Raw genomic sequence first — 20,394 nt, forward strand, 5'->3', positions numbered from 1 at the left:
TCCGACACGGTGTAAAAGCGTAGAAAAGAAAATACGCTGCTATTAGTGACGTATTTAAGGATTAGATAGCTATAGCTGCTGACTAGCATGGAAAACAAGAGTCGTTTCGCCCCGCAGTTTGTTCATCAACTCGTTGAAAATACGGCTGATACGTATCCCGATGCTGTTGCCTTAATTTTGGGCGATACAAGCGTAACGTATCAGCAGTTAAACGACCAGGCGGATGCTGTATGTGAGGCTATTCTAACGATAGATCCTGGTGCTGAGCTAATCGGCGTGAGTAGTACCCGAAGCCTGGAAATGGTAATCGGGGTGCTCGCTGTGCTAAAAGCCGGAAAAGCTTATCTACCTCTTGATCCAGCTTATCCGGAACAGCGTTTGCAGCAAATCTGCTCGGATTCGGGGGTGAGAACCTGTATCGCCTTACCACAGGATGCGCCACTCTTCGAACGCTTAGGACTTCGGGTTGTCTCGGATGCGGATAAGAGCACTACGGCTCTGTCGGCTAATCAGGCCAATAGTACGGCTTACGTTCTATATACTTCAGGATCAACGGGCAAGCCTAAAGGCGTTTGTATGGGTCATGGGCCGCTCCTGAATCTGTTGGCTTGGCAGGCTGACAATTCAGAGGCTACCGTTGGTACACGGACGCTGCAATTAGCCCCCCTGAGTTTTGATGTTTCCTTTCAGGAAATCTTCGCTACGCTAAGTACTGCCGGAACGCTCATGTTGATCGATGAAGCGTTGCGGCTGGATTTAAACGCACTGCTGGCATTTATTGACGAGCAATCGATAAACCGGTTGTTTCTGCCGTTTGTGGCGCTTCAATACCTGGCCGAGGTTGCCGTTACTACGCAGCGTTTTCCGAAATCATTGCGAGAAGTGATGACGGCGGGCGAACAGCTGAAGGTCACTCCCCAATTGATCGCTTTCTTTTCGGCACTGCCCGGTTGTGTGTTATTCAACCAGTACGGACCAACTGAGTGCCACGTCGTAAGCCAGCTAAAACTAGCGGGTAATCCCAGCGAGTGGCCCTCGTTGCCGTCAATTGGTAAAGCTATCGATAACGTCGGTCTGTTCATTGCTGATGAACAACTGACACTACTACCCGACGGTGAGGCTGGCGAACTCCTGATTGCTGGCGACTGCTTGGCCGAAGGTTATCTGCATCAGGCGGAGTTGACGCAAGAAAAATTTGTCGAGCTGGCTATTCCGGAGCAGGGGACAATGCGTATCTACCGCACGGGAGATCTGGCCCGCTACCAACCCGACGGAACGATTGAATTTCTGGGCCGTCGGGACGATCAGGTGAAGATTCGTGGACATCGCGTCGAGTTAGGTGAGCTGGAAGTTAGTATCAACCAGATTCACGGTGTCAAACAAGCAGTCGTTGTGGCTCGTGAAGCCGTAGGTGGTCAAAAGCAATTGATCGCTTATCTCGTTGCCAGCGCTGATTCTGTTGATAAGTCGGTTATCCGAAAAGAGCTCGAGCAGCGGTTACCGGAGTACATGATGCCGTCGGCTTTTGTCTGGATGGCGGATTTTCCGAAAACCAGCAGCGGGAAAGTTGACAAGAAGCAACTGCCGACCCCTGAGCGCAAACGCCCTGAACTGGCGGTAGTGTACCGTAAGCCGAAAGCAGAGGTCGAACAGCAAATTGCCAGCATATGGGCCGACTTACTCCAACTGGATAAAGTCGGTCTGGACGATAATTTCTTTGAGCTAGGTGGCAATTCATTGTTGGCTCAGAAACTGGTTGCCGCTTTAAAGCAGGCACAACACACGTTGCCCATAACAAAGCTCTACCAGTACCCGACCGTTGCCGGAGTTACGCACTACCTGCAACCTCGATCTACGGGATCATTTACCCGTTTAGCGGAAGAAAAAGCGGATCGGTCAGCTAATCAGGCTGATGTAGCCGTGATCGGTATGGCAGGTCGTTTTCCGGGTGCAACGACCATCAATGAGTTTTGGGAAATCTTGAAGCAGGGTCGCGAAACAACGCGATTCTTCACAGATGATGAACTGGATGCTACGATACCGGACAAGCTTAAGAACGATCCGTTGTATGTAAAAGCAAGGGGAGTTATTGACAACGCCGATCAGTTCGATCCACAGTTTTTTGGGTTGCCGCCTACGGTTGCTCAGCTGATGGACCCGCAACAGCGCATTTTTCTGGAGATTGCCTGGGAAGCGCTGGAACAAACTGGCTATTTGCCGCAACGTTACGGGGGGCGTGTTGGGGTATTTGCCGGATGCGGAAACAACACGTATTACCTGAACAACGTGCTGACCAACAAAGAACTGGTCGATCAAATCGGCGCGTTTCAGGTTATGACGCTGAATGAGAAAGATTACATAGCTTCTCGTACGGCTTACCAGCTGAATCTCAAAGGTCCAGCCGTTAGCGTGTATTCGGCTTGCTCTACGTCGTTACTCGCTATAACACAGGCCGTTCAAAGCATTCGTAGCGGGCAGTGCGACGTTGCGCTGGCAGGTGGCGCTACCGTGACCGCGCCAATCTACAGCGGCCATCTTTATCAGGAAGGGGCAATGCTTAGCAAGGATGGGCATTGCCGGTCATTTGATGCGCAGGGGCAGGGAACTGTTTTTAGTGATGGCGCGGGCGTCGTATTGTTGAAGAACCTGGAAGCAGCACAGCGGGATGGCGACACCGTTTACGCCGTTATCAAAGGAGTCGGCGTCAACAACGACGGCGCTGGTAAAGGCAGTTTTACGGCTCCGAACGCGGAAGGTCAGGCTGGTGCCATTGCAATGGCTTTGACCGATGCCGCTGTTGATCCGGCTACCATTAGCTACGTAGAGGCACACGGAACCGCGACGCCCCTTGGTGATCCGATAGAAATTGATGGCTTGACGATTGCGTTTGGTGAGCAGCCAGAAACGCAGTATTGCGCGATTGGCTCACTCAAGAGCAACATGGGTCACTTGACACAGGCGGCTGGTGTTGCAGGATTGATCAAAGCCGCGCTGGCGTTGCACCATAAGCAAATTCCGGCTTCGCTTAATTTCTCCACGCCTAATCCGGCTATTAACTTTACGGATAGTCCTTTTTTCGTCAACACGAAACTAACGGACTGGACTTTAACGGGTGTTCGTCAGCATAAGCCGCGACGCGCTGGCGTAAGCTCGTTTGGGGTGGGTGGAACCAACGTACACATCGTTCTGGAAGAATTCACGCAGGCTGTACCAGCACCCGCTAGTACAGAGCGACCTGTACAATTGATTACCTGGTCTGCTAAATCGCCGGTGAGTCGTGACGCTTACGGTAATCGTTTGGCCGGGGAAATTCATCAAAATTCTGAATTAGCATTAGCTGACGTAGCGTTTACGTTACAAACAACGCGACCCGACTTCAATCATCGGCGATTTGCGGTAGCCTCAACCAATACCGAGTTCGTCGAAAAACTTTCTTCCACTACGGCCATCTCTTCAACGGCCAAAACGCTCAAAGAGACACCGGGCGAAGTGGTCTTTATGTTTCCAGGGCAGGGAGCGCAGTTTCTCAACATGGGTCGTATGCTGTACGAACATGAGCCTGTATTTCGCCGGGCGGTTGACGAATGTGCTGAGTTGTTGATGACACTTATTGAAGGCGATATTCGGCAGGTAATCTACCCGCAAACTGCGGATTTGGACGCCGAACATCGTCTGAGAAATACGCGCTATACACAACCCGCCCTGTTCATTACTGAATATGCGCTGGCTCGACTATGGATGAGTTGGGGTATTGAACCGACTGTATTTTGTGGGCATAGCATTGGTGAGTTTGTGGCCGCTCATCTGGCTGGCGTCTTTTCGCTGTCCGATGCACTGACACTGATTGCTACCCGTGGAAAAATGGTCAGCGAACAACCGCGTGGTAGTATGCTGTCTGTGCGCATGGATGTTGCAACGCTACAGGCCATGATGCCCGCGAGCCTTTCCGTGGCGGCTGTGAACAGTCAGAAACTGTGCGTGGTAGCGGGCCCCGATGAACATATAGCCGATTTCGTTCGTCTGCTCGATGATCAGGAAATTATCAATCAACCGCTTGAAACAAGTCACGCGTTCCATTCGTCAATGATGGATCCGGTTGTTGACGAGTTCGAGAAGGTTGTAAAAACCGTTTCGCTGAATCGCCCTCAGAAGCCGCTCGTATCAACCGTCACGGGTACCTGGCTAACCGATGCGCAGGCTACAGACTCGGCTTATTGGGCGAACCACTTACGGGCGACAGTACGCTTCATGGACGCAGTGGCTACCCTGGTTGATCTGGAGAACCCGCTTTTGCTGGAGGTTGGTCCCGGCCACGTTACAGCTACTCTGGCGAGACAGCAAACCGGCAAAAAGTCGATTCCCATATTGGCGGGTCTGGTCAATCAACCCGATACACTGGTCGCGTATCAGGCTGTTCTGACCACGCTTGGGCAGCTTTATCTAAACGGTTTGCAACCGGACTGGAATGCATTTTACGCAGGACAGCAGCGGAGAAAAGTAAACTTGCCCACCTACGTTTTTGATCGAAAACGGTGCTGGGTTGACCCAGCGGTTGAGTTGATGCCACCTGTAACGCAGCAACACACCCTTTCCGACGCATATCTACCTTATTCACACATGAATCAAATGGCTAAGAGAAAAGACACGTTGATTAGTAAGATCAACGAACTACTAGAAGACGCATCCGGTATTGATATGACCGGGGTGACGCCTGACATGAGTTTTCTTGAAATAGGTCTTGACTCATTACTACTCACGCAGGTTGCGATAACACTGAAGAAAGAGTTTGACCTACCCGTAACCTTTCGGCAACTGACGAATGAGTATAGCACACAGGAACTGCTGGCTGCCTATCTCGATCAGGCGTTACCGGCTGAAGAAACGCCAACTCCCGTACCGCAACCCGTAGCGGCTCCTGCTCAGCCGAGCTATACCCATACCACCCCCGTAACGGCTTCCGTTCAGATACCTCTTTCGGCCAACGATTCGGCACTGGGTCTCATCGCTCAACAGCTTCAGTTGCTGGCGAAACAAGTCGCGCTCATGCAGGGCGATTCACCAGTTCCTGCCATGTCACCGGCTCCGGTACCACAGCCAGTCGTAGCGACCAGTGCGCCAGCAAAAACCGCATCTCCACCCAAAGCTGCTCCGGCAAAACCAGTCCACGTTACTGCGGCTGAACTAACTCCCGAAGAGCAGATTGAGCATAAAAAACCGTTTGGCGCAACGGCTAAAATTGAACGTCAGATTGCTGAATTGACCGATGAACAGCAATTCTTTCTAGATCGACTGACCCGCCGGTACAATCAGAAGACGAAGCAGAGTAAAGCCTTCGCGCAGGAGCACCGTTCGCACATGGCAGACCCACGGGTCGTATCGGGCTTCCGGCCATTGACGAAGGAAATTGTGTATCCGTTGGTCGTGAATCGGTCCAAGGGAAGTCATTTGTGGGACATTGATGGCAATGAGTACATTGACGCCCTCAATGGGTTTGGCTCCAACATGTTTGGCTATCAGCCGGAGATGATCAAGCAAGCCCTGCACGACCAGATCGAAAACGGGTATGAGGTAGGCCCTCAGCACGAACTTGCCGGCGAGGTGAGCCAACTGATTTGCGACCTGACGGGTGCGGATCGGGCTGCTTTGTGCAACACAGGTTCGGAAGCGGTACTAGGGACGATGCGCATTGCGCGCACGGTTACGGGTCGGTCCTTGATCGTTGCGTTTTCAGGATCGTACCACGGTATCGTTGATGAGGTGCTGGTGCGCGGTAGCAAAAAGCTGAAGTCGTTTCCGGCAGCGCCGGGTATTATGCCCGAATCCGTTCAGAATATGCTGATCCTGGATTACGGTACGGAAGAAAGCTTGCAGATTATTCGGGAACGCGCTCACGAATTAGCCGCTGTATTGGTGGAGCCTGTGCAGAGCCGTCGGCCTGAGTTCGTACCCATTGACTTTCTCAAGCAAGTACGTAAAATCACGGCGGCATCGGGAACCGCGCTGATCTTTGATGAAGTAATTACAGGTTTTAGAACGCACCCTGGCGGAGCGCAGGCGCTGTTTGGTATCAAAGCTGACCTGGCTTCGTATGGTAAAGTTGTAGGGGCTGGTTTGCCAATCGGCGTTATCGCGGGTAAGCGAGCGTTTATGGATGCGCTTGATGGTGGTTTCTGGCAGTACGGGGACAATTCCGCGCCTGAAGCGGGCGTCACTTATTTCGCGGGAACATTTGTGCGTCACCCACTCGCTTTGGCAGCCGCTAACGCATCGTTGCAATACATGAAAAAGAAGGGGCCATCCTTGCAGGAAGGGCTTACGTTAAAAACAAAGCGGTTAGCCGATGCTTTAAACGGTATTATCGACCGGCAAAGAATTCCACTGATCGTCGTTCAGTTTGGATCACTGTGGAAAATAAAGTTTAAAGAAGAGGTAGCTTATGGTGAACTGCTTTTCACGCTTATGCGCGAAAAAGGAATCCATATCTGGGACGGATTCCCTTGTTTTCTGACAGAAGCTCATACGGATAAAGAGATAGATACAATCGTTGATCGGTTTTCGAAAAGCGTAAACGAATTGATTGAGGCCGGTTTTCTGGACGCTAAATTGACGCTTACCAGTCGGGTGCAGATGGCCAGTGTAGAAGTTGCTGGCGAAGGCGCTTTTCCTCCCGTTCAGGGAGCACGGTTGGGGCGGGATAAGACCGGAAACCCGGCTTGGTTTGTGCCTAATCCCGAACAACCTGGTAAATATTTACAAGTCAAATTAACCGAGATTTAAATGGTGAGAAGTGATACACAGACCGATATAACGTTTGTTGAAGTTGACTTTGATCCATTTGCCGGTCCTGAGCTGCTACGGTTAGCACCGATTACTGAATCGCAGGAGGAAATCTGGGCCTCTTGTCAGTTGGGCGGTGACGACGCTAATAGAGCCTACAATGAGTCGGTCTCACTTAAGCTACAAGGTTCGTTAGATAAGTCAGCTTTAGAGCGCGCTTTGCTGGCCGTTGTCCAGCAGCACGAAGCGTTACGTTCTGCTTTTAGCGCTGATGGCAGACAGATTTGCGTCTTTCAGGTGTCGCCCATCAAAGCGGACTACATTGATTGTTCAAAGCAGAAGGAGGAAGAGAAAAAGGCAATTGTTGCGTCCTACTTACTACAGGATGCTTTACACGTTTTCGATCTGCTGAATGGCCCTCTGATTAAGGCGGGACTGATTAAATTATCGGATCCAGAACATCAGCTTGTCTTGACAGCGCATCATCTTGTTTGTGATGGCTGGTCGATGGGCATCATTCTACAGGACCTGAGTGCGTTGTATTCCGCTTACGCTCAGAATGTATCGCCTAAGCTGCCAGAACCTGCATCGTACAGCCGATACGCAGTTGAGCAGGAGGCATTTGAAAAGAGTAGTCAGTATCGTCAGATCGAGACGTTCTGGATAGACCAGTACAGCCAGACGGTTCCCGTAGTAGACCTACCCACTGATTTTCCAAGACCAGCTTTACGGACGTACAAAAGCAGTCGCCGTGATTATCCGCTGGACGATGGCCTAGTGCTTGCTGTCAAACAAATGGGTATAAAAGCGGGCAGCAGCTTTGTTACTACGTTGGTGGCGGCCTTTGAAGCACTGCTGCACCGCCTGACCGGTCAGCAGGATATTACACTGGGGCTGCCGGCAGCAGGGCAATCGGCTACGGGTAATCTTCGTCTGGTTGGTCACTGCGTAAATCTACTGCCGCTGCGGAGTACCATCCAGTCTGGTCAACGTTTCGATGATTTTCTGCGTCAGCGGAAAGAGGAGGTACTCAACGCTTACGAGCATCAGCAGTTAACGTTCGGTAGCTTACTGAAAAAACTACCGATCAGTCGCGACGCATCACGGGTGCCCTTAGTGCCGGTTATTTTCAACGTAGATATCGGTCTGGACAGCGGGGTTGATTTTTACGGTCTTGAACATCAGCTAATTAGCAATGCGCGCGAATTTGAAACGGTTGATTTGTCGGTCAACGTAAGCGGCTCGTCTGCAACTTCATTGACTATAGAATGCTCATACAACACGCAGTTATTCCAGAAAAGTACAATCGACTGGATGATGGCGGAGTTTGTGAGCCTGCTGAAAGCGGTAGTAGCGAACCCGTCGATTTGCATTGAACAAATTCCATTAACCAATCAAAGCGACCTGCTGCGGAAACTGGCTAACTGGAACAATACTGCCGCTGAGTACCCACGAAACACACCCTTACACGAGCTACTAGCGAAGACTGCGGCTGCCTTTCCTCAAAAAACAGCACTTATCGCAAACGGACATTCGCTGGATTATCAGACGCTGCATCAAAAAGCAGATCAGGCGGCTCGGGCAATGCAGGCGGGCGGACTAAACGTTGGTGATGTCGTGGGCGTAGTGCTGGACCGCTCCCCGGAACTGGTTATTGCTTTGCTAGCCATTCTCAAGGCGGGAGCCGCTTACGTACCTATCGACCCGACCTATCCGCAGGATCGTATTGCTTTTATGCTGAGCGATTCGTCGGCGGGTCTGTTGATTACCTCAAAGAAATACGCTGGACGACTTGAGCATCAGGCTAAAGAAGTACTGATCGAATCGTTGTTGGCTACTTATAAGGAATCCTCTCACCCCGAAGTTTATACAACTGTTTCGGGTAGTGATCTGGCTTATATTTTATACACGTCTGGTTCGACAGGCCGTCCCAAAGGAGTATTGATTGAGCACGAGAATCTGGTTAACCTGCTATACAGTATGATCACGCTGCCTGGTATCACCAGCGATGATGTGCTCCTGGGGGTTACTACAGTATCATTCGATATAGCTGGTCTGGAATTGTACCTGCCTTTGCTGGTGGGAGCTACGCTTGTGCTGGCTGACTCTGAGACGGCTAAAGATGGGCGAGCGCTGTTGGACAAACTTGACGAGCCTGTGCGAACGAACGCAGGCCGACCTGATCAGCCAATAACGATCATGCAGGCGACGCCAGTAACCTGGAAGATGATGCTGGCTGCAGGCTGGGAAAAGAAATTACCCTTAAAGGTTTTGTGCTGCGGTGAACCATTGTCGAAAGATCTGGCCCAAAAGCTTACGGCACGGTGCGATACGCTCTGGAATATGTACGGGCCGACAGAAACGACGATCTACTCGACCGGTAAACAGATTCTGGCTACCGACGAGATTATCACCATTGGCTGGCCGATTAACAACACGCAGGTTTATGTTCTCGACAAGCAGCTAAAGCCGCAGCCGGAAGGTATTGTTGGTGAAATATACATCGCCGGTGATGGGGTAGCGCGCGGTTACCTCAACCGCCCTGAATTGACGGAAGAAAAATTCGTTCCGAATCCGTTTGCTGGCTCCATGTCGGCAAAAATGTACCGCACTGGCGACCTCGGCAAATTCATGGCTAATGGTGAAATACATTGCCTGGGGCGCAGTGATCAACAGATTAAGATTAGAGGCTATCGGGTAGAGCCAGGCGAAGTAGAGCAGGCGTTGCAAGCATTAGATGGCGTTAAAGAAGCGTTAGTCGTTGCCCGTGAAGACCGCCCTGGCGATCAACGGCTGGCTGCTTATTTGGTACTGAAATCACCAAGTACCGATGAAGCCTTCACGAACCAGGTATTGCTGTGGCGAACGAAGTTGCAGGAGGTTTTGCCTGATTATATGGTACCGTCGGATTTTGTTTATTTGACGGAGTTTCCTGTTACACCAAACGGGAAAATTGACCGAAAGGCACTTCCCAAGCCAAACAGTGCTTTACGGTCGGCGGGCAAAGGCATTACGGAGCCTGTAACAGATACCGAGAAGCTAATCACTGCCATATGGGCTGATACGCTTGGTCTGGAGAAGGTCGGTATTCATGACAATTTCTTTGAGTTGGGTGGCCACTCAATGATTGCGGTGCAGGTGATGACACGGCTTGAAAAAGAAACAGGTCGGCGTTTGCCCTTGTCGACACTGATGACGTACCCGACCATCCATAAGCTTGCCCAGCTATTTCAGGAAAACAAGCCCGCTACCAAATGGAAATCCCTGGTCCCTATTAAACCGCAGGGCAGCAAAGTTCCGATCTACATTATTCACGGCATCGGACTAAACCTGTTGAATTTCAGTAGCTTCCTGGCTAATATGGACCCCGAACAACCCATCTACGGCTTGCAGGCACGAGGGTTAGACGGTATCGACGAACCACTGGACACGATGGAATCGATTGCCGAATTTTATAATTCGGAAGTCCTGGAACAGAATCCTACCGGCCCATACGCCATTGCTGGTTACTCGTTTGGAGGCTACGTGGCGCTTGAAATGGCCCGCCAGCTAAAAGCGATGGGTAAAGAAGTGAAGCTATTGGCAATGCTTGATACAAACGCTCAGGAGTGGGAGGCAAACTACTCGTTGGTAAACCGGTGGACCCGTAAGATACGGCGGCAATTTCCAAAGATAGTGTGGTTCACCAAATCATTGCTGGTACAGCCCATTCCTACTATTCGCTACCAGCAGCAGTATATTGAGCGGCAGATCAACTCGTTGCTGAAAGCTGTTGGCTTGCGGGAGGAGCCAGAGCCCGAAAAAGGATTCGATCTGCTAAGCCTCATTGTCGAGAAGCACGAGATTGCGTATCAGAACTACAAAATGAAGCCTTACGACGGAGTTGTTGACCTTTTCAAAGCGAAGACCCGGCTTTATTTTGTTGACGATAACAAATTCCTGGGCTGGAAGAAATACGCCTTAAAAGGCGTTCGCGTGCACGAAGTACCAGGTGATCATCAAATGATGCTGTTGCCGCCCAACGACAAGGTATTCGCCCAGGTATTGCAAAAGGCGCTGGATAATGATTAGGTCGGATAAGTAAGTCGGTAGTAAGACTGCCTTCGTGGGTAATGAAATGAGCGAAGTAATAAAATTCGCTTTCTATACGAAACTCGAGCCGGTTGGCTATAGTATCAGCACCTTGAAACTGAGACTATAGCCAACCGGCTCGAGTCTATGAGGAAAACTACACGCTGATTTTTTCCTGTAAATTAATGAGTTGTCCTAGCACCTTAGTATAGACCAACGCTGGGACAGCCATGCCAGGACGATATGTTTTCAGGGATTGGTAATTATCGTTCGCGAAGTCGTTCCAGTTTGAAGCATTCAGATGAACCCGTCCCAGCGAAATACACGGCTCGTGAATTTGCGTGGTGTGCCACCATTTTGTGGGGAACAAAATAGTCTCTCCTTCTTCAACGGTCACTCGTATGGGTTTAGCTTGCCGAAAAAGAGGAAATTTATCGTGGTCTGGATTGAAAACGTTGACCTGAGAAATTTTAGGATTGTCTTCTCTTGGGTACATAAAAGCGGTTTGCTCGGGAGGGAAAAGGATGAATTCCTTTGAGCCGTGCAACTGAGTAATTTGCGTATGCAGAAATAATGCATCTACATGCAAAAAAGGAAAGTGGCCGCCATTTCCGCCAAAAAAGAGTTCATAAACCTCCGTACCCCGCAGCATAAATTTGGGTAGTAAAGGATTTTTTATCCGGTCCGATTTAGCGTAAATTATTTCGGGCTTTAAATCGTCGAGCAGTTCGGGAGCGCGTTGCTCAATATTGAAATTAAAGGGATAAGGCGCTGGCTTCTCCGGGGTCGATTGCAGCATCAAATCAATATACTCGGGTAAAGTATAGGTCTTGCCCTTAATTTCTTTGGTTATATGTCCGTAATTATCCTTAAAAAATTGCGGGTTAAATTTATTCCTTGCTTTCCAGTCTTTAGTGGCATTTGTTAAGACAACCGGAATCGCAGGCTCAATGTATTCTTTTATAAGCTCTGCTCTTGAAATATTAATGCGCTTATCAACTTCCGTAATAAGACTTTTTGTAGACTGATTGACTTTTAGTTGAACATTCATACCGTTTCCAGAAAGAAATTAGTGTTGCATTATAAATATACTTTCAGTACTATGAGACCAAATTACAGAATTTACACGTACTATTTCACATAAAAAATGACTAGATTATTACGTGAAATAAATTGTCGCCAGTGAGTGTGAAAAAGATGAGACAGCTGCTCTATTTTTAACAGTGCTTGTTTATTTATGAAAGTAGTGTATTGGTTAATTTTGTCTGTCTGTAACTAATTAGCTTCTTAAAGAATAAACTAACTAGTTAGCGATTGACGGTACGTTTTTATTTCATCAAAAGAGATTTTATACGATAGCGTTAAGGCTGCGTACGTTAATCCACCAATAATTATTTCTACGATTGTATTGGTAAGATCTTGGGTATTTACAAAGAGCTTAAAAATATAAATGACCAGTACCATAATCAGACAGAAGATGGTCGGTTTTGCAATACTTCGGAGGAAGCTCCCAAAAAAATCGCCGATCAGGTGTTGAACTAGTAAGAAGTTAGCGATCAGATTAAACAAGGTGGCTAATAAAAAGGCAACAGCAATACCCATAACGCCCCAATAAGTACCCAGCCAGTATACCAAAGGTATTTTTACGACCAGGGTTGCGAGATTAAGATAGAAGAGTAAGTTTGGTTTTCCTTTCGTGAAAGCTAGTGTAAACAAAGGATGGCTCAGGCACGAGAGAATAGCAACAAAGACGAAAACCTGAATCAAATCAACTGTTTTATCCCAACCAGGACCATAAATCAGCGGTACCACGCTATCTGCTGTAATGAATAGTCCAGCAAGTAACGGCATGTTGCAATAGCTAATAAAATCAAGAATTTTCAAGTACGATTTTTTTAAACCAGACGTGTCATCCTTCATTTTAGCCAATATCGGGTAAGCAACTTGTAGGATTATCGGATTCAATTTACCAGTAGGATATACTGCTAGTTGGTAAGCAATTGTGTAGTATCCCAACATTTTGACACCTAACATGCCGCCAATAAAAATATTGTCAGAATTGGCTTGAGTAAAACCGAGTAGTCCATCCGCCAGATTATAAATCCCGAATTTTAAGTGTTCCTGTATGTTATTGAAGTCTAATGATAACGTTGGAATAAAATACTTAATACCAAACGCTATTTGCAGTACAACCTTGACAAGCTGCATAGCAAGAGAGCCAAGAATAAGCGATAATTCCTCATAGTCACTGTAGGCTAGTATTACCGTTACTGCTGATCCAATAACAGTGCCGACGATATCGATTATAGCGACCGATTTGAATTTTAATTCTTTCTCTAAGATGAATAGATAAAGTTGTCCGAAATAAACAATTATAAAGTAGCAGGAAGAAAATTGAAGAACCCGTTCTAGTTTTGGTTCATGATAAAAGGAAACAATAAAAGGAGAGGTAAATTGAATAACGATAAATATAGAAATACCAACGAATAAGTTCAAGAAATACAAAGTTGATAATACTTTCTGATCGCTTTCCTGCTTGTAGATAATTGAATTGGAAAAACCAAGATTAGAAAATATCTGAAAGAAACTAATGATCAACGTACTGATGCTGACAATCCCAAAAGCAGAAGGATCTAATAAACGGGCTAGTAATGCTACCTGTAAAAATTGAAAGACGGTCGATATGGTCGTGGCGATTGTAATCCACTTTCCACCGTTCATTGCCTTGCTCGTGTTACTCATGCGGTATTCTACTGACTAGTCTGGGTAGGGTACGGTATAATTGATCCTACCGGTTTCTGATAATTTTTTTTACTGTTCGTGCTTTGCCCTGTCGTATGTCAAGCAGATATACACCGTAGGGCAATGAAGCCAGATCTACTTTCTCGGTGAATGTACGGCCTGACTTGGGAAAATTTACTCGCGTACGTTGTCGGCCGGCGCTGTCGAAGACCGTTATATCTACGTCAGCTGTTGAGCCATTCTCAATAACTAAGTTGACAAAGGAAGTAGTGGGGTTTGGATAAACCTGTACATTTCCTAAATCTCCTGATTCCTTCCCATCCGAAGAGGTCACAACAAATACGGGCGTTTCGCTCACCTGCACCGTAACAGTACCCGTCGTACTAAGTAATGAGGTTTGACTCATCACATCACTTCCTATTTTAGGCGTGTAGAGTTGTGCTGTATCACCCTTGTTCACCGATAACTGGTAGGTGCCGGTTCGGCCTCGTTCGTCGGGAATGACCAGCATGTACGCCGAACGGCCATCCAGTTCATAGCGATCGACCAGAGGGTCAGTACTGATTGTTTCTTTATAGCGGTAATCGCCTAAAAGTCGGTGAGTCTGGTAGAGGTAGTCAGCGGCAGGCTTGCGCGTTTTATCGCTGTTTACCAGACCCATCGAGCTAAATTGAGTTGGGTTCTGAATATTGTCGTCGTAAAGCTGGTAGAAGAATAACCGGTCAATACCTACCCGTGTGTAAAGCAGCGCTGTGCGCAAAGTCCAGTCAGCATGCGTTTCCAGAACGCTTTTGTTGCCAATCGCAATTGCCTTGAATGGGCTGCCCTGATTGACATCATAACCGGCTTCGGTGATCCAGACGGGCATATCATGGGCTAGCTGATGCGATAAAGCGACAAAGGCTGCCGCCTGCTCACCAACGCCGGATAATTCGGGAGCCGCACCCCGGCTTCCACCACCGTTTTGCGATGATTTGGCATCGTTAGCATACAAGTGCTGATTGATGACATCCCAGCAAAGATTGATTCGACCGTCGGGTAGGTAGCCTCTGAACTCACGACACCAGTCAACCATACCCCGGACATAGTCAGTGCTTGAAGCCGCCAGACCGCCAATGACCACAGTCATGGATGGATCGGCATTTTTTACGCCTACGCCCGAACCGAGTGTGTTTTTATGACCATCGTAAAAAGCGGATAAGTTAGCAGCGTATTCACGAGCCGATTGGTACGCTTTTCTACCCTTCCAGGTTTTGTCCCGTTCGTTTTCGCACTCGACGTAACGAATCAAGCCTAACCCTATTTTTACCTCATTGATGCCCGCCCAGGTTTTTACATTGCTTACCTTTACCAGCGAGGGATCTACCTTTTTATTACTACCGTACCGAGCGGCAAATTGAAAACCTAACCGGGCCTGATCGATGTATGAATTGGGTGATAGCAAATCACTGCCATACGGGGCTGGTACGTTTTCGTAGTCGCGTTCTCCTTCGGGATACGTTGTTTCCAACCACTTTGGAATTGTCTTTAAGCAGGCTAACACCTCAATGCCTTCCGCCTGGCAGCGTTCGTAGATCGCGTCATAATTCCAGCTACCGCTACCGGATGGATTAAATGTGTAATTGCCTTTCTGCGATTCCAGCTTTTCCCAGTCGAGGTAATGGCGAACCGACGAAAAAGCGTTCATTGCCTCAACACGGCTATCTTCAACTTTCCAGGGAGAACTACCTTCTTCAAAATTCCACTCGAATACATTGACACCCAAGGATTGCCGAAAGGGTGTGGCGCGGACCGTAGGAGCGGTGATCTGACGTTGACTTGGTTGATAGACGCCATAGAGCTCCATTTCTGTTGGGTAAGAGCCTGACGTATTGATAACCAAATAGCGTGCGCCGGTAATTGGTGTTTTTAGGTTAAATTCATCCAGTTGATCGGGGTTTGGACCTACCCAGGACTGGTACCGATCGCCAACAAAACGAGCGATAGGAATTCGCTCCCACTTATCCGTTATTATCGATAAGGTCATGGGCGCATCCGTGTTGGTACCCGCGCCGTCGTAGAAGCGAATGCTTTCGATGCTCATTGTTTCACCGTCAAGCAGCGGGTAATAAGCATCGTAATTAGACAATATTTTACTCCAGCCCGTGTTGACACTTTCGTCCGTGATTCCATCAAAAAGTCCTTCCAGCCCGCTGCTTACGTTATTTACCTGATACCAGCGCTTAGGGTCCATCGGTATTTTGCTGGCCGAGTTCATGGTCATTGACGTTGCTGAGTGAGGGATTTTAGGTTCTCCCGACCGGGCAAAAATCAATAACGCAATACACGCAGCTGGTACTGTCAAAATACTTTTTCTCATTGGTACAGATAGGTTGATGCGGTAGGTCAGCCAATCAGTCATCTTAGTGTATAGCAAAGTGTGGTCTGATCAATAGAATCTATCGGAAAAGTCTGCTGATTATAGCAGTCGCGCGTGCGAAGCTCTTCAGATAGGTATAGAATATACTTAGGCGTCGAACTGACGAAGCAGCTGGAGTTCGGTTTATGAAAAAAGCTAACTATGTTGTGCCATCACAAGTGGTTATTCATGTATTACTTTGCACGGACTCGTATGACATCCATTTTTAGCGACGATTGGCGCATCAGTAGTGGTGAAAAGGTGAAGTGACATTTTTGCGGGCGATCCAACAGTCCGTTTCAGCTTGTTCTAGAATTAAGACTTTTGTTTTTGGGATGGGTCACCCTTTTAATGAAGAATTCATATAGAGTTAATTCATTGATTTAAAATGATTTGCGTTTAAATCTGATAGGGTGATTAAGTTATTAGTTGTGGATTTTTTAGCTATGTATGAAAGCGACGACCGTTTGGTGTAACACTTTGCAGACTGTTGATTGGTCAAGCTGGGCAGTTTGTTCATTTTGCGACGAGGTTGCTGTATTCCGGCTGTTTATGCCCGCTGATCTGGAAGTCAACCCTTACATGCTCACTCTCTTACAACCCGACGAGTGGGAGCGTGCAGAACGGTTCCGTCGAATAAGCGATCGAAATCGATTCGTGTACGGGCGTGCGCTAACGAAGATTGTTATCGGAAAATTGGTGGACCGGAAACCGGCTACTATTCGGCTCGTAACCGGCATAAACAAAAAACCACTGATAGCGGGCTTCAGTGCGGTTCACTTTAATGTATCGCACGCTGGTGACTGGATTATGCTGGCTGTGAGCAAAGCCGAAGTTGGCGTTGATCTAGAAAAAGAAGAAGACAACTTTACGTTTCAGGATATCCTGTCAACCAGTTTTAGCGCAGAAGAACAAGCCTTTATCGGAGGTAGTAACAATCCGAAAAAGGAATTTTATCGTTTATGGACACGAAAAGAAGCGCTCGTGAAAGCTACCGCGAAGGGTATCGACGATGATTTCTATCGAATCCCTTCGTTGGATGGCGAGCACCAATCGAGCGTTGATCTACCTGGAAAGGACGGCTTCTGGACGATCACCAGTTTTCGGGTCGACGATGATCATCAGGCTGCGGTTGCCTATCAACCAAGTGCCGGAAGTCCCAAATTTTATACGGTTGATAGTAACCTGTTTCTTCAGAATTAGTCCAATAAGTGGAGTCGCTAAAATTTGAGACCAGCGGTCACTAAGCAACAAGGTACAAGGGCTTTTCGCAAGGGTAGAGACAGCCAGATTGACCCAAACTAGTTTACTTTAACGATTAATGGGCATGGTAATTGCCAGAATTTCAGGCGGATTAGGAAATCAGTTATTTCAGTATGCGTTGGGCAGGCGTCTCGCTCTTCAGAACAAAACATCGCTTTATTTTGACTTGAGCTATTACAAATACGAATACGAGACCGATACGCCCAGAAAGTTTAAGCTTTATCCCTTTGGCATTGACTATCGCCTGCTGGATACCTCACCGTATCTGTACGTATCGAAGGCAACAAAGCTATTCCCAGACCGTACGTTAAAGCCTTTCGTTGAATTTCACCTGGAAGAACAATTTCACGTTGATCCTGAACTAGTAAAGGCTAAATCAAAAGTTATTATACTGGATGGTTGCTGGCAGTCAGAGACTTACTTTGCTACCGCTGCTGATACAATCCGAAAGGAGCTGACATTCAAACGGCAAACCGGCTCTACATTCGGTAGGTATAAGGCAGCGATTGAACGGGAGGCTATTCCCATATCCCTTCATATTCGGCGTGGGGATTACGTAACGCATCCTGAGTTTAGCCAGTCGTTCGGTTTTCTTGGCCTCGATTATTACCAAAGAGCAATTCCACTTCTAACAGATCGGTTTTCCCAGGGTAAGTTTTTTATTTTTAGTGATGATCCGGATTGGGTCCGGCAAAATCTTGCGATCAATGCCCCACACGAATTTGTTACAAATACGAGGCCGGAAGCTGACCTGGATGATTTGCAATTGATGGGGTTATGTCACCATCACATCATTGCCAACAGTTCGTTTAGTTGGTGGGGCGCCTGGTTAAATCCCAGAAAAGATAAAGTAGTTATTGCCCCGAAGCAGTGGTTTAAAAACAAGCCGACCTGGGATACAAAAGACCTTATACCGGCAAACTGGAGCCGTATTTAAGCGGAGGCACAACTGCCTTTTTCAAGTAAAACTAGCGGGTAGCCGTCACAGAATCGGGTGTGAAAGCAGCCGGTATCTGGTGAATCACCGCTTCAAATTCATCTGCCCGCTTTTTCCACGAATTGTTTCTAGCCATTGCAATACGATGTGCAACTTTGTTGGCGCTAGTATCGGCCAGGGCTTTACGAAGCGCCTGCGAAAATTCGGTCTTGGTTGCTGCTAGTTCGACTACGCCGTCAAAGTCGTTGAGCAGCGAAAAAGGTGTTGATACCACAGGAAGGCCAGCCGCCAAGTACTCGTTAATTTTTAGCGGATAGATGGTATAAGTATGGTCGTTACAGACGAATGGAATCATTGCCGCGCTCATCCCTGCCAGCAAAGGGGGTAGGTCAGCAGGTTGCCGGGGCGGGGTAAAAACAACGTTTGGGTAATTGGATAAACGCTGGGTAATGGCTGGTTCATGCACTTCGCCGACAAATTGAAATGTTACGTCAGGCATCGTTTGAACGCAGAATTCCACCAGGTCAAGGTCAATACGGTCGTCGGCTGTACCAAGATAGCCAACTACTTGTTTGGTTGTTGGCTGCGAATCAACCAGTTGTTGGGCTTGGTTGAACAGGTCAAAGTTGACACCATTTTTAACGCAGAATGTGTTAGGCTGCACTGAGGACTTCGACTGACGCAGTGTCTCTGAAGTCGTAACAACCGCATCGACTTGCCGGAGATACGCTGGCTCATAGCGGCTACCGTGCCGGTTCATCCACTTTATAATGGTTATCTCGTCAAAGCAGTAATAGACGGTGGCACATTCGTTCAATCGCTTAAGCATGGGTAACCCAAAGACCGGGTTTAGTCCATTGATGACCAAAGGCCGAGTCATGTTTAACTGACGCATTACGCGCCGAAGCCCCGCAACCAGCCGGTTAATATTCCATTCCACAAGCAAGTCGTGCGGTTTCGCTGACAGCCAGTTGATAGGCAACATCAGGGGCGGTGTCCAAACGTAAACTTCGCTGCCGTTCTCGCTTACCTTTTTCGTCAGTGGATTTGATAGCCGCATCAGCTCCCGAACAGGAACGTCTCGCTGTCCGGTTACGCCCATCACCCAATCTTTTACGGTATATTGATAATCGACGTATAGGATCCGGTGTCGGACTGCCATTTCTGTCATCAACTGCACAACCGCCTTTTGAAAGTCTCCTTCCCAGGGCGTCTGACCGACACAGATGATGCTATCAAAATTATTCATGCTTTGGTGATGAAGAACGGCCCGCTGTTTAGTCTTCCGAAGTTTTTGTGTCGTGTGGTGCTTGAGGAGTGAGGTAAGAAAACGCTCTGTCTAACTCTTTTCTCACCCGCTTACCCAGCGCCTTCCAGATCGTACCATCTTTCATAAGCGTTCTGGGGCCTGTCCAGACACGCGCCGAACTTGTTTTCATTTGAACAACCTTACCGTAAGGCATCATATCAAAGCAAAGCCGTCCGTCTTCACCCCAGGTTCGATTGTGCATCATGTAACCCGCTCTCAAACCGGCTTCCCGAAGATAACCCATGCTGATGCCGTAGGCATTGAGGTAAGGTCTTTTAAAGTGGCGAAACTCGGCAACGATGTCTTTTAACGTTTCGTGCAGGGTAAGTTGCCATCTGGGGAGTTCGGGATTGGCAATGAACGAGTAACGTCCGTAGACGCAGACAACGCCGGGCTGCTGAAGTTTTTTCATCATCTCATCAAGCCAATTGACGGGATACAAACAATCCGCGTCGGCAAGCAGCATGTATTTGCCAACGGCCATTTCCTGAGCCAGCTGCCGGGCCGGACCACATCCTTGAATTGGCTGAAAAAACTTCCTGACGTGCAGTTTATCGATTGTATCCTGAGTACGGTCCTTTGAATTGTTATTCACGACAACAATCTCAAACGGAATCGTTGTTTTCAGGCACGATAGCGAACTGATGCTACGAAGGATATTAACTTCCTCATTGTAAGCAATCACCATAACAGAAACCAGCGGTTTTGTACTGATTTGCTTATCTAACCGAGCGTTGATTTCATCAAAAATAGATTGAGGAACCTGATCGATGCTGGCGTAAGGATACTCGTGGCGCTGTAGCCATTTCGGGTTTGAAAACAAGTTCATTGCTAAATGAGAAGGTGTAAATAGTGAAACGATCGTTGATAGAGGGTATAGCGTTCTTGCTATGTAGA

General features: G+C 48.0%; 9 protein-coding genes. 4 read left to right on the top strand and 5 right to left on the bottom strand.

Annotated elements, in window-relative coordinates; all coding sequences use genetic code 11:
- Positions 1–87: 87 nt before the first annotated feature.
- Both M0L20_RS27610 and M0L20_RS27615 read left to right on the top strand, forming a co-directional pair.
- The gene (locus tag M0L20_RS27610) at positions 88–6,777 is read left to right on the top strand and encodes a polyketide synthase (protein ID WP_248480408.1); all 6,690 of its coding nucleotides are present in this window, start codon (positions 88–90) and stop codon (positions 6,775–6,777) included.
- Entirely contained in the window at positions 6,778–10,848 is a 4,071-nt protein-coding gene (locus M0L20_RS27615) for a non-ribosomal peptide synthetase (protein ID WP_248480409.1), read from the top strand.
- A 157-nt stretch (positions 10,849–11,005) separates the two neighbouring features.
- Here the strand turns inward: M0L20_RS27615 and M0L20_RS27620 are convergent, their stop codons facing one another.
- The 3 genes from M0L20_RS27620 to M0L20_RS27630 all read right to left on the bottom strand — a co-directional run bounded on the left by M0L20_RS27620 (position 11,006) and on the right by M0L20_RS27630 (position 15,949).
- Entirely contained in the window at positions 11,006–11,899 is an 894-nt protein-coding gene (locus tag M0L20_RS27620) for a cupin-like domain-containing protein (protein ID WP_248480410.1), read from the bottom strand.
- 248 nt (positions 11,900–12,147) lie between these two features.
- Complete coding sequence (locus M0L20_RS27625; RefSeq protein WP_255720818.1) at positions 12,148–13,590, bottom strand: MOP flippase family protein; 1,443 nt, start codon at positions 13,588–13,590, stop codon at positions 12,148–12,150.
- A 46-nt stretch (positions 13,591–13,636) separates the two neighbouring features.
- Positions 13,637–15,949 carry a T9SS type A sorting domain-containing protein gene (locus tag M0L20_RS27630; protein ID WP_248480411.1) on the bottom strand — a complete coding sequence of 771 codons (2,313 nt, stop codon included), beginning with the start codon at positions 15,947–15,949 and terminating at the stop codon, positions 13,637–13,639.
- A 489-nt stretch (positions 15,950–16,438) separates the two neighbouring features.
- Here M0L20_RS27630 and M0L20_RS27635 point away from each other — a divergent pair, with 489 nt between their 5' ends.
- The gene (locus M0L20_RS27635) at positions 16,439–17,191 is read left to right on the top strand and encodes a 4'-phosphopantetheinyl transferase family protein (protein WP_248480412.1); all 753 of its coding nucleotides are present in this window, start codon (positions 16,439–16,441) and stop codon (positions 17,189–17,191) included.
- Between the two features lie 124 nt (positions 17,192–17,315).
- Positions 17,316–18,188 carry an alpha-1,2-fucosyltransferase gene (locus M0L20_RS27640; protein WP_248480414.1) on the top strand — a complete coding sequence of 291 codons (873 nt, stop codon included), beginning with the start codon at positions 17,316–17,318 and terminating at the stop codon, positions 18,186–18,188.
- 31 nt (positions 18,189–18,219) lie between these two features.
- Here the strand turns inward: M0L20_RS27640 and M0L20_RS27645 are convergent, their stop codons facing one another.
- Complete coding sequence (locus tag M0L20_RS27645; protein WP_248480416.1) at positions 18,220–19,437, bottom strand: glycosyltransferase; 1,218 nt, start codon at positions 19,435–19,437, stop codon at positions 18,220–18,222.
- Between the two features lie 28 nt (positions 19,438–19,465).
- On the bottom strand, positions 19,466–20,326 hold the full coding sequence (locus M0L20_RS27650; RefSeq protein WP_248480418.1) for a glycosyltransferase family 2 protein: 861 nt from the start codon (positions 20,324–20,326) through the stop codon (positions 19,466–19,468).
- Between the last annotated feature and the right edge of the window lie 68 nt (positions 20,327–20,394).

The organism is Spirosoma liriopis (genome assembly GCF_023196085.1).
GTDB classification, from domain to species: domain Bacteria; phylum Bacteroidota; class Bacteroidia; order Cytophagales; family Spirosomataceae; genus Spirosoma; species Spirosoma oryzicola.

Coding starts and splice junctions, on each gene's coding strand:
- M0L20_RS27610 (WP_248480408.1), top strand. CDS start 88: ATGGAAAACAAGAGTCGTTTCGCCCCGCAGTTTGTTCATCAACTCGTT.
- M0L20_RS27615 (WP_248480409.1), top strand. CDS start 6,778: ATGGTGAGAAGTGATACACAGACCGATATAACGTTTGTTGAAGTTGAC.
- M0L20_RS27620 (WP_248480410.1), bottom strand. CDS start 11,899: ATGAATGTTCAACTAAAAGTCAATCAGTCTACAAAAAGTCTTATTACG.
- M0L20_RS27625 (WP_255720818.1), bottom strand. CDS start 13,590: ATGAGTAACACGAGCAAGGCAATGAACGGTGGAAAGTGGATTACAATC.
- M0L20_RS27630 (WP_248480411.1), bottom strand. CDS start 15,949: ATGAGAAAAAGTATTTTGACAGTACCAGCTGCGTGTATTGCGTTATTG.
- M0L20_RS27635 (WP_248480412.1), top strand. CDS start 16,439: ATGAAAGCGACGACCGTTTGGTGTAACACTTTGCAGACTGTTGATTGG.
- M0L20_RS27640 (WP_248480414.1), top strand. CDS start 17,316: ATGGTAATTGCCAGAATTTCAGGCGGATTAGGAAATCAGTTATTTCAG.
- M0L20_RS27645 (WP_248480416.1), bottom strand. CDS start 19,437: ATGAATAATTTTGATAGCATCATCTGTGTCGGTCAGACGCCCTGGGAA.
- M0L20_RS27650 (WP_248480418.1), bottom strand. CDS start 20,326: ATGAACTTGTTTTCAAACCCGAAATGGCTACAGCGCCACGAGTATCCT.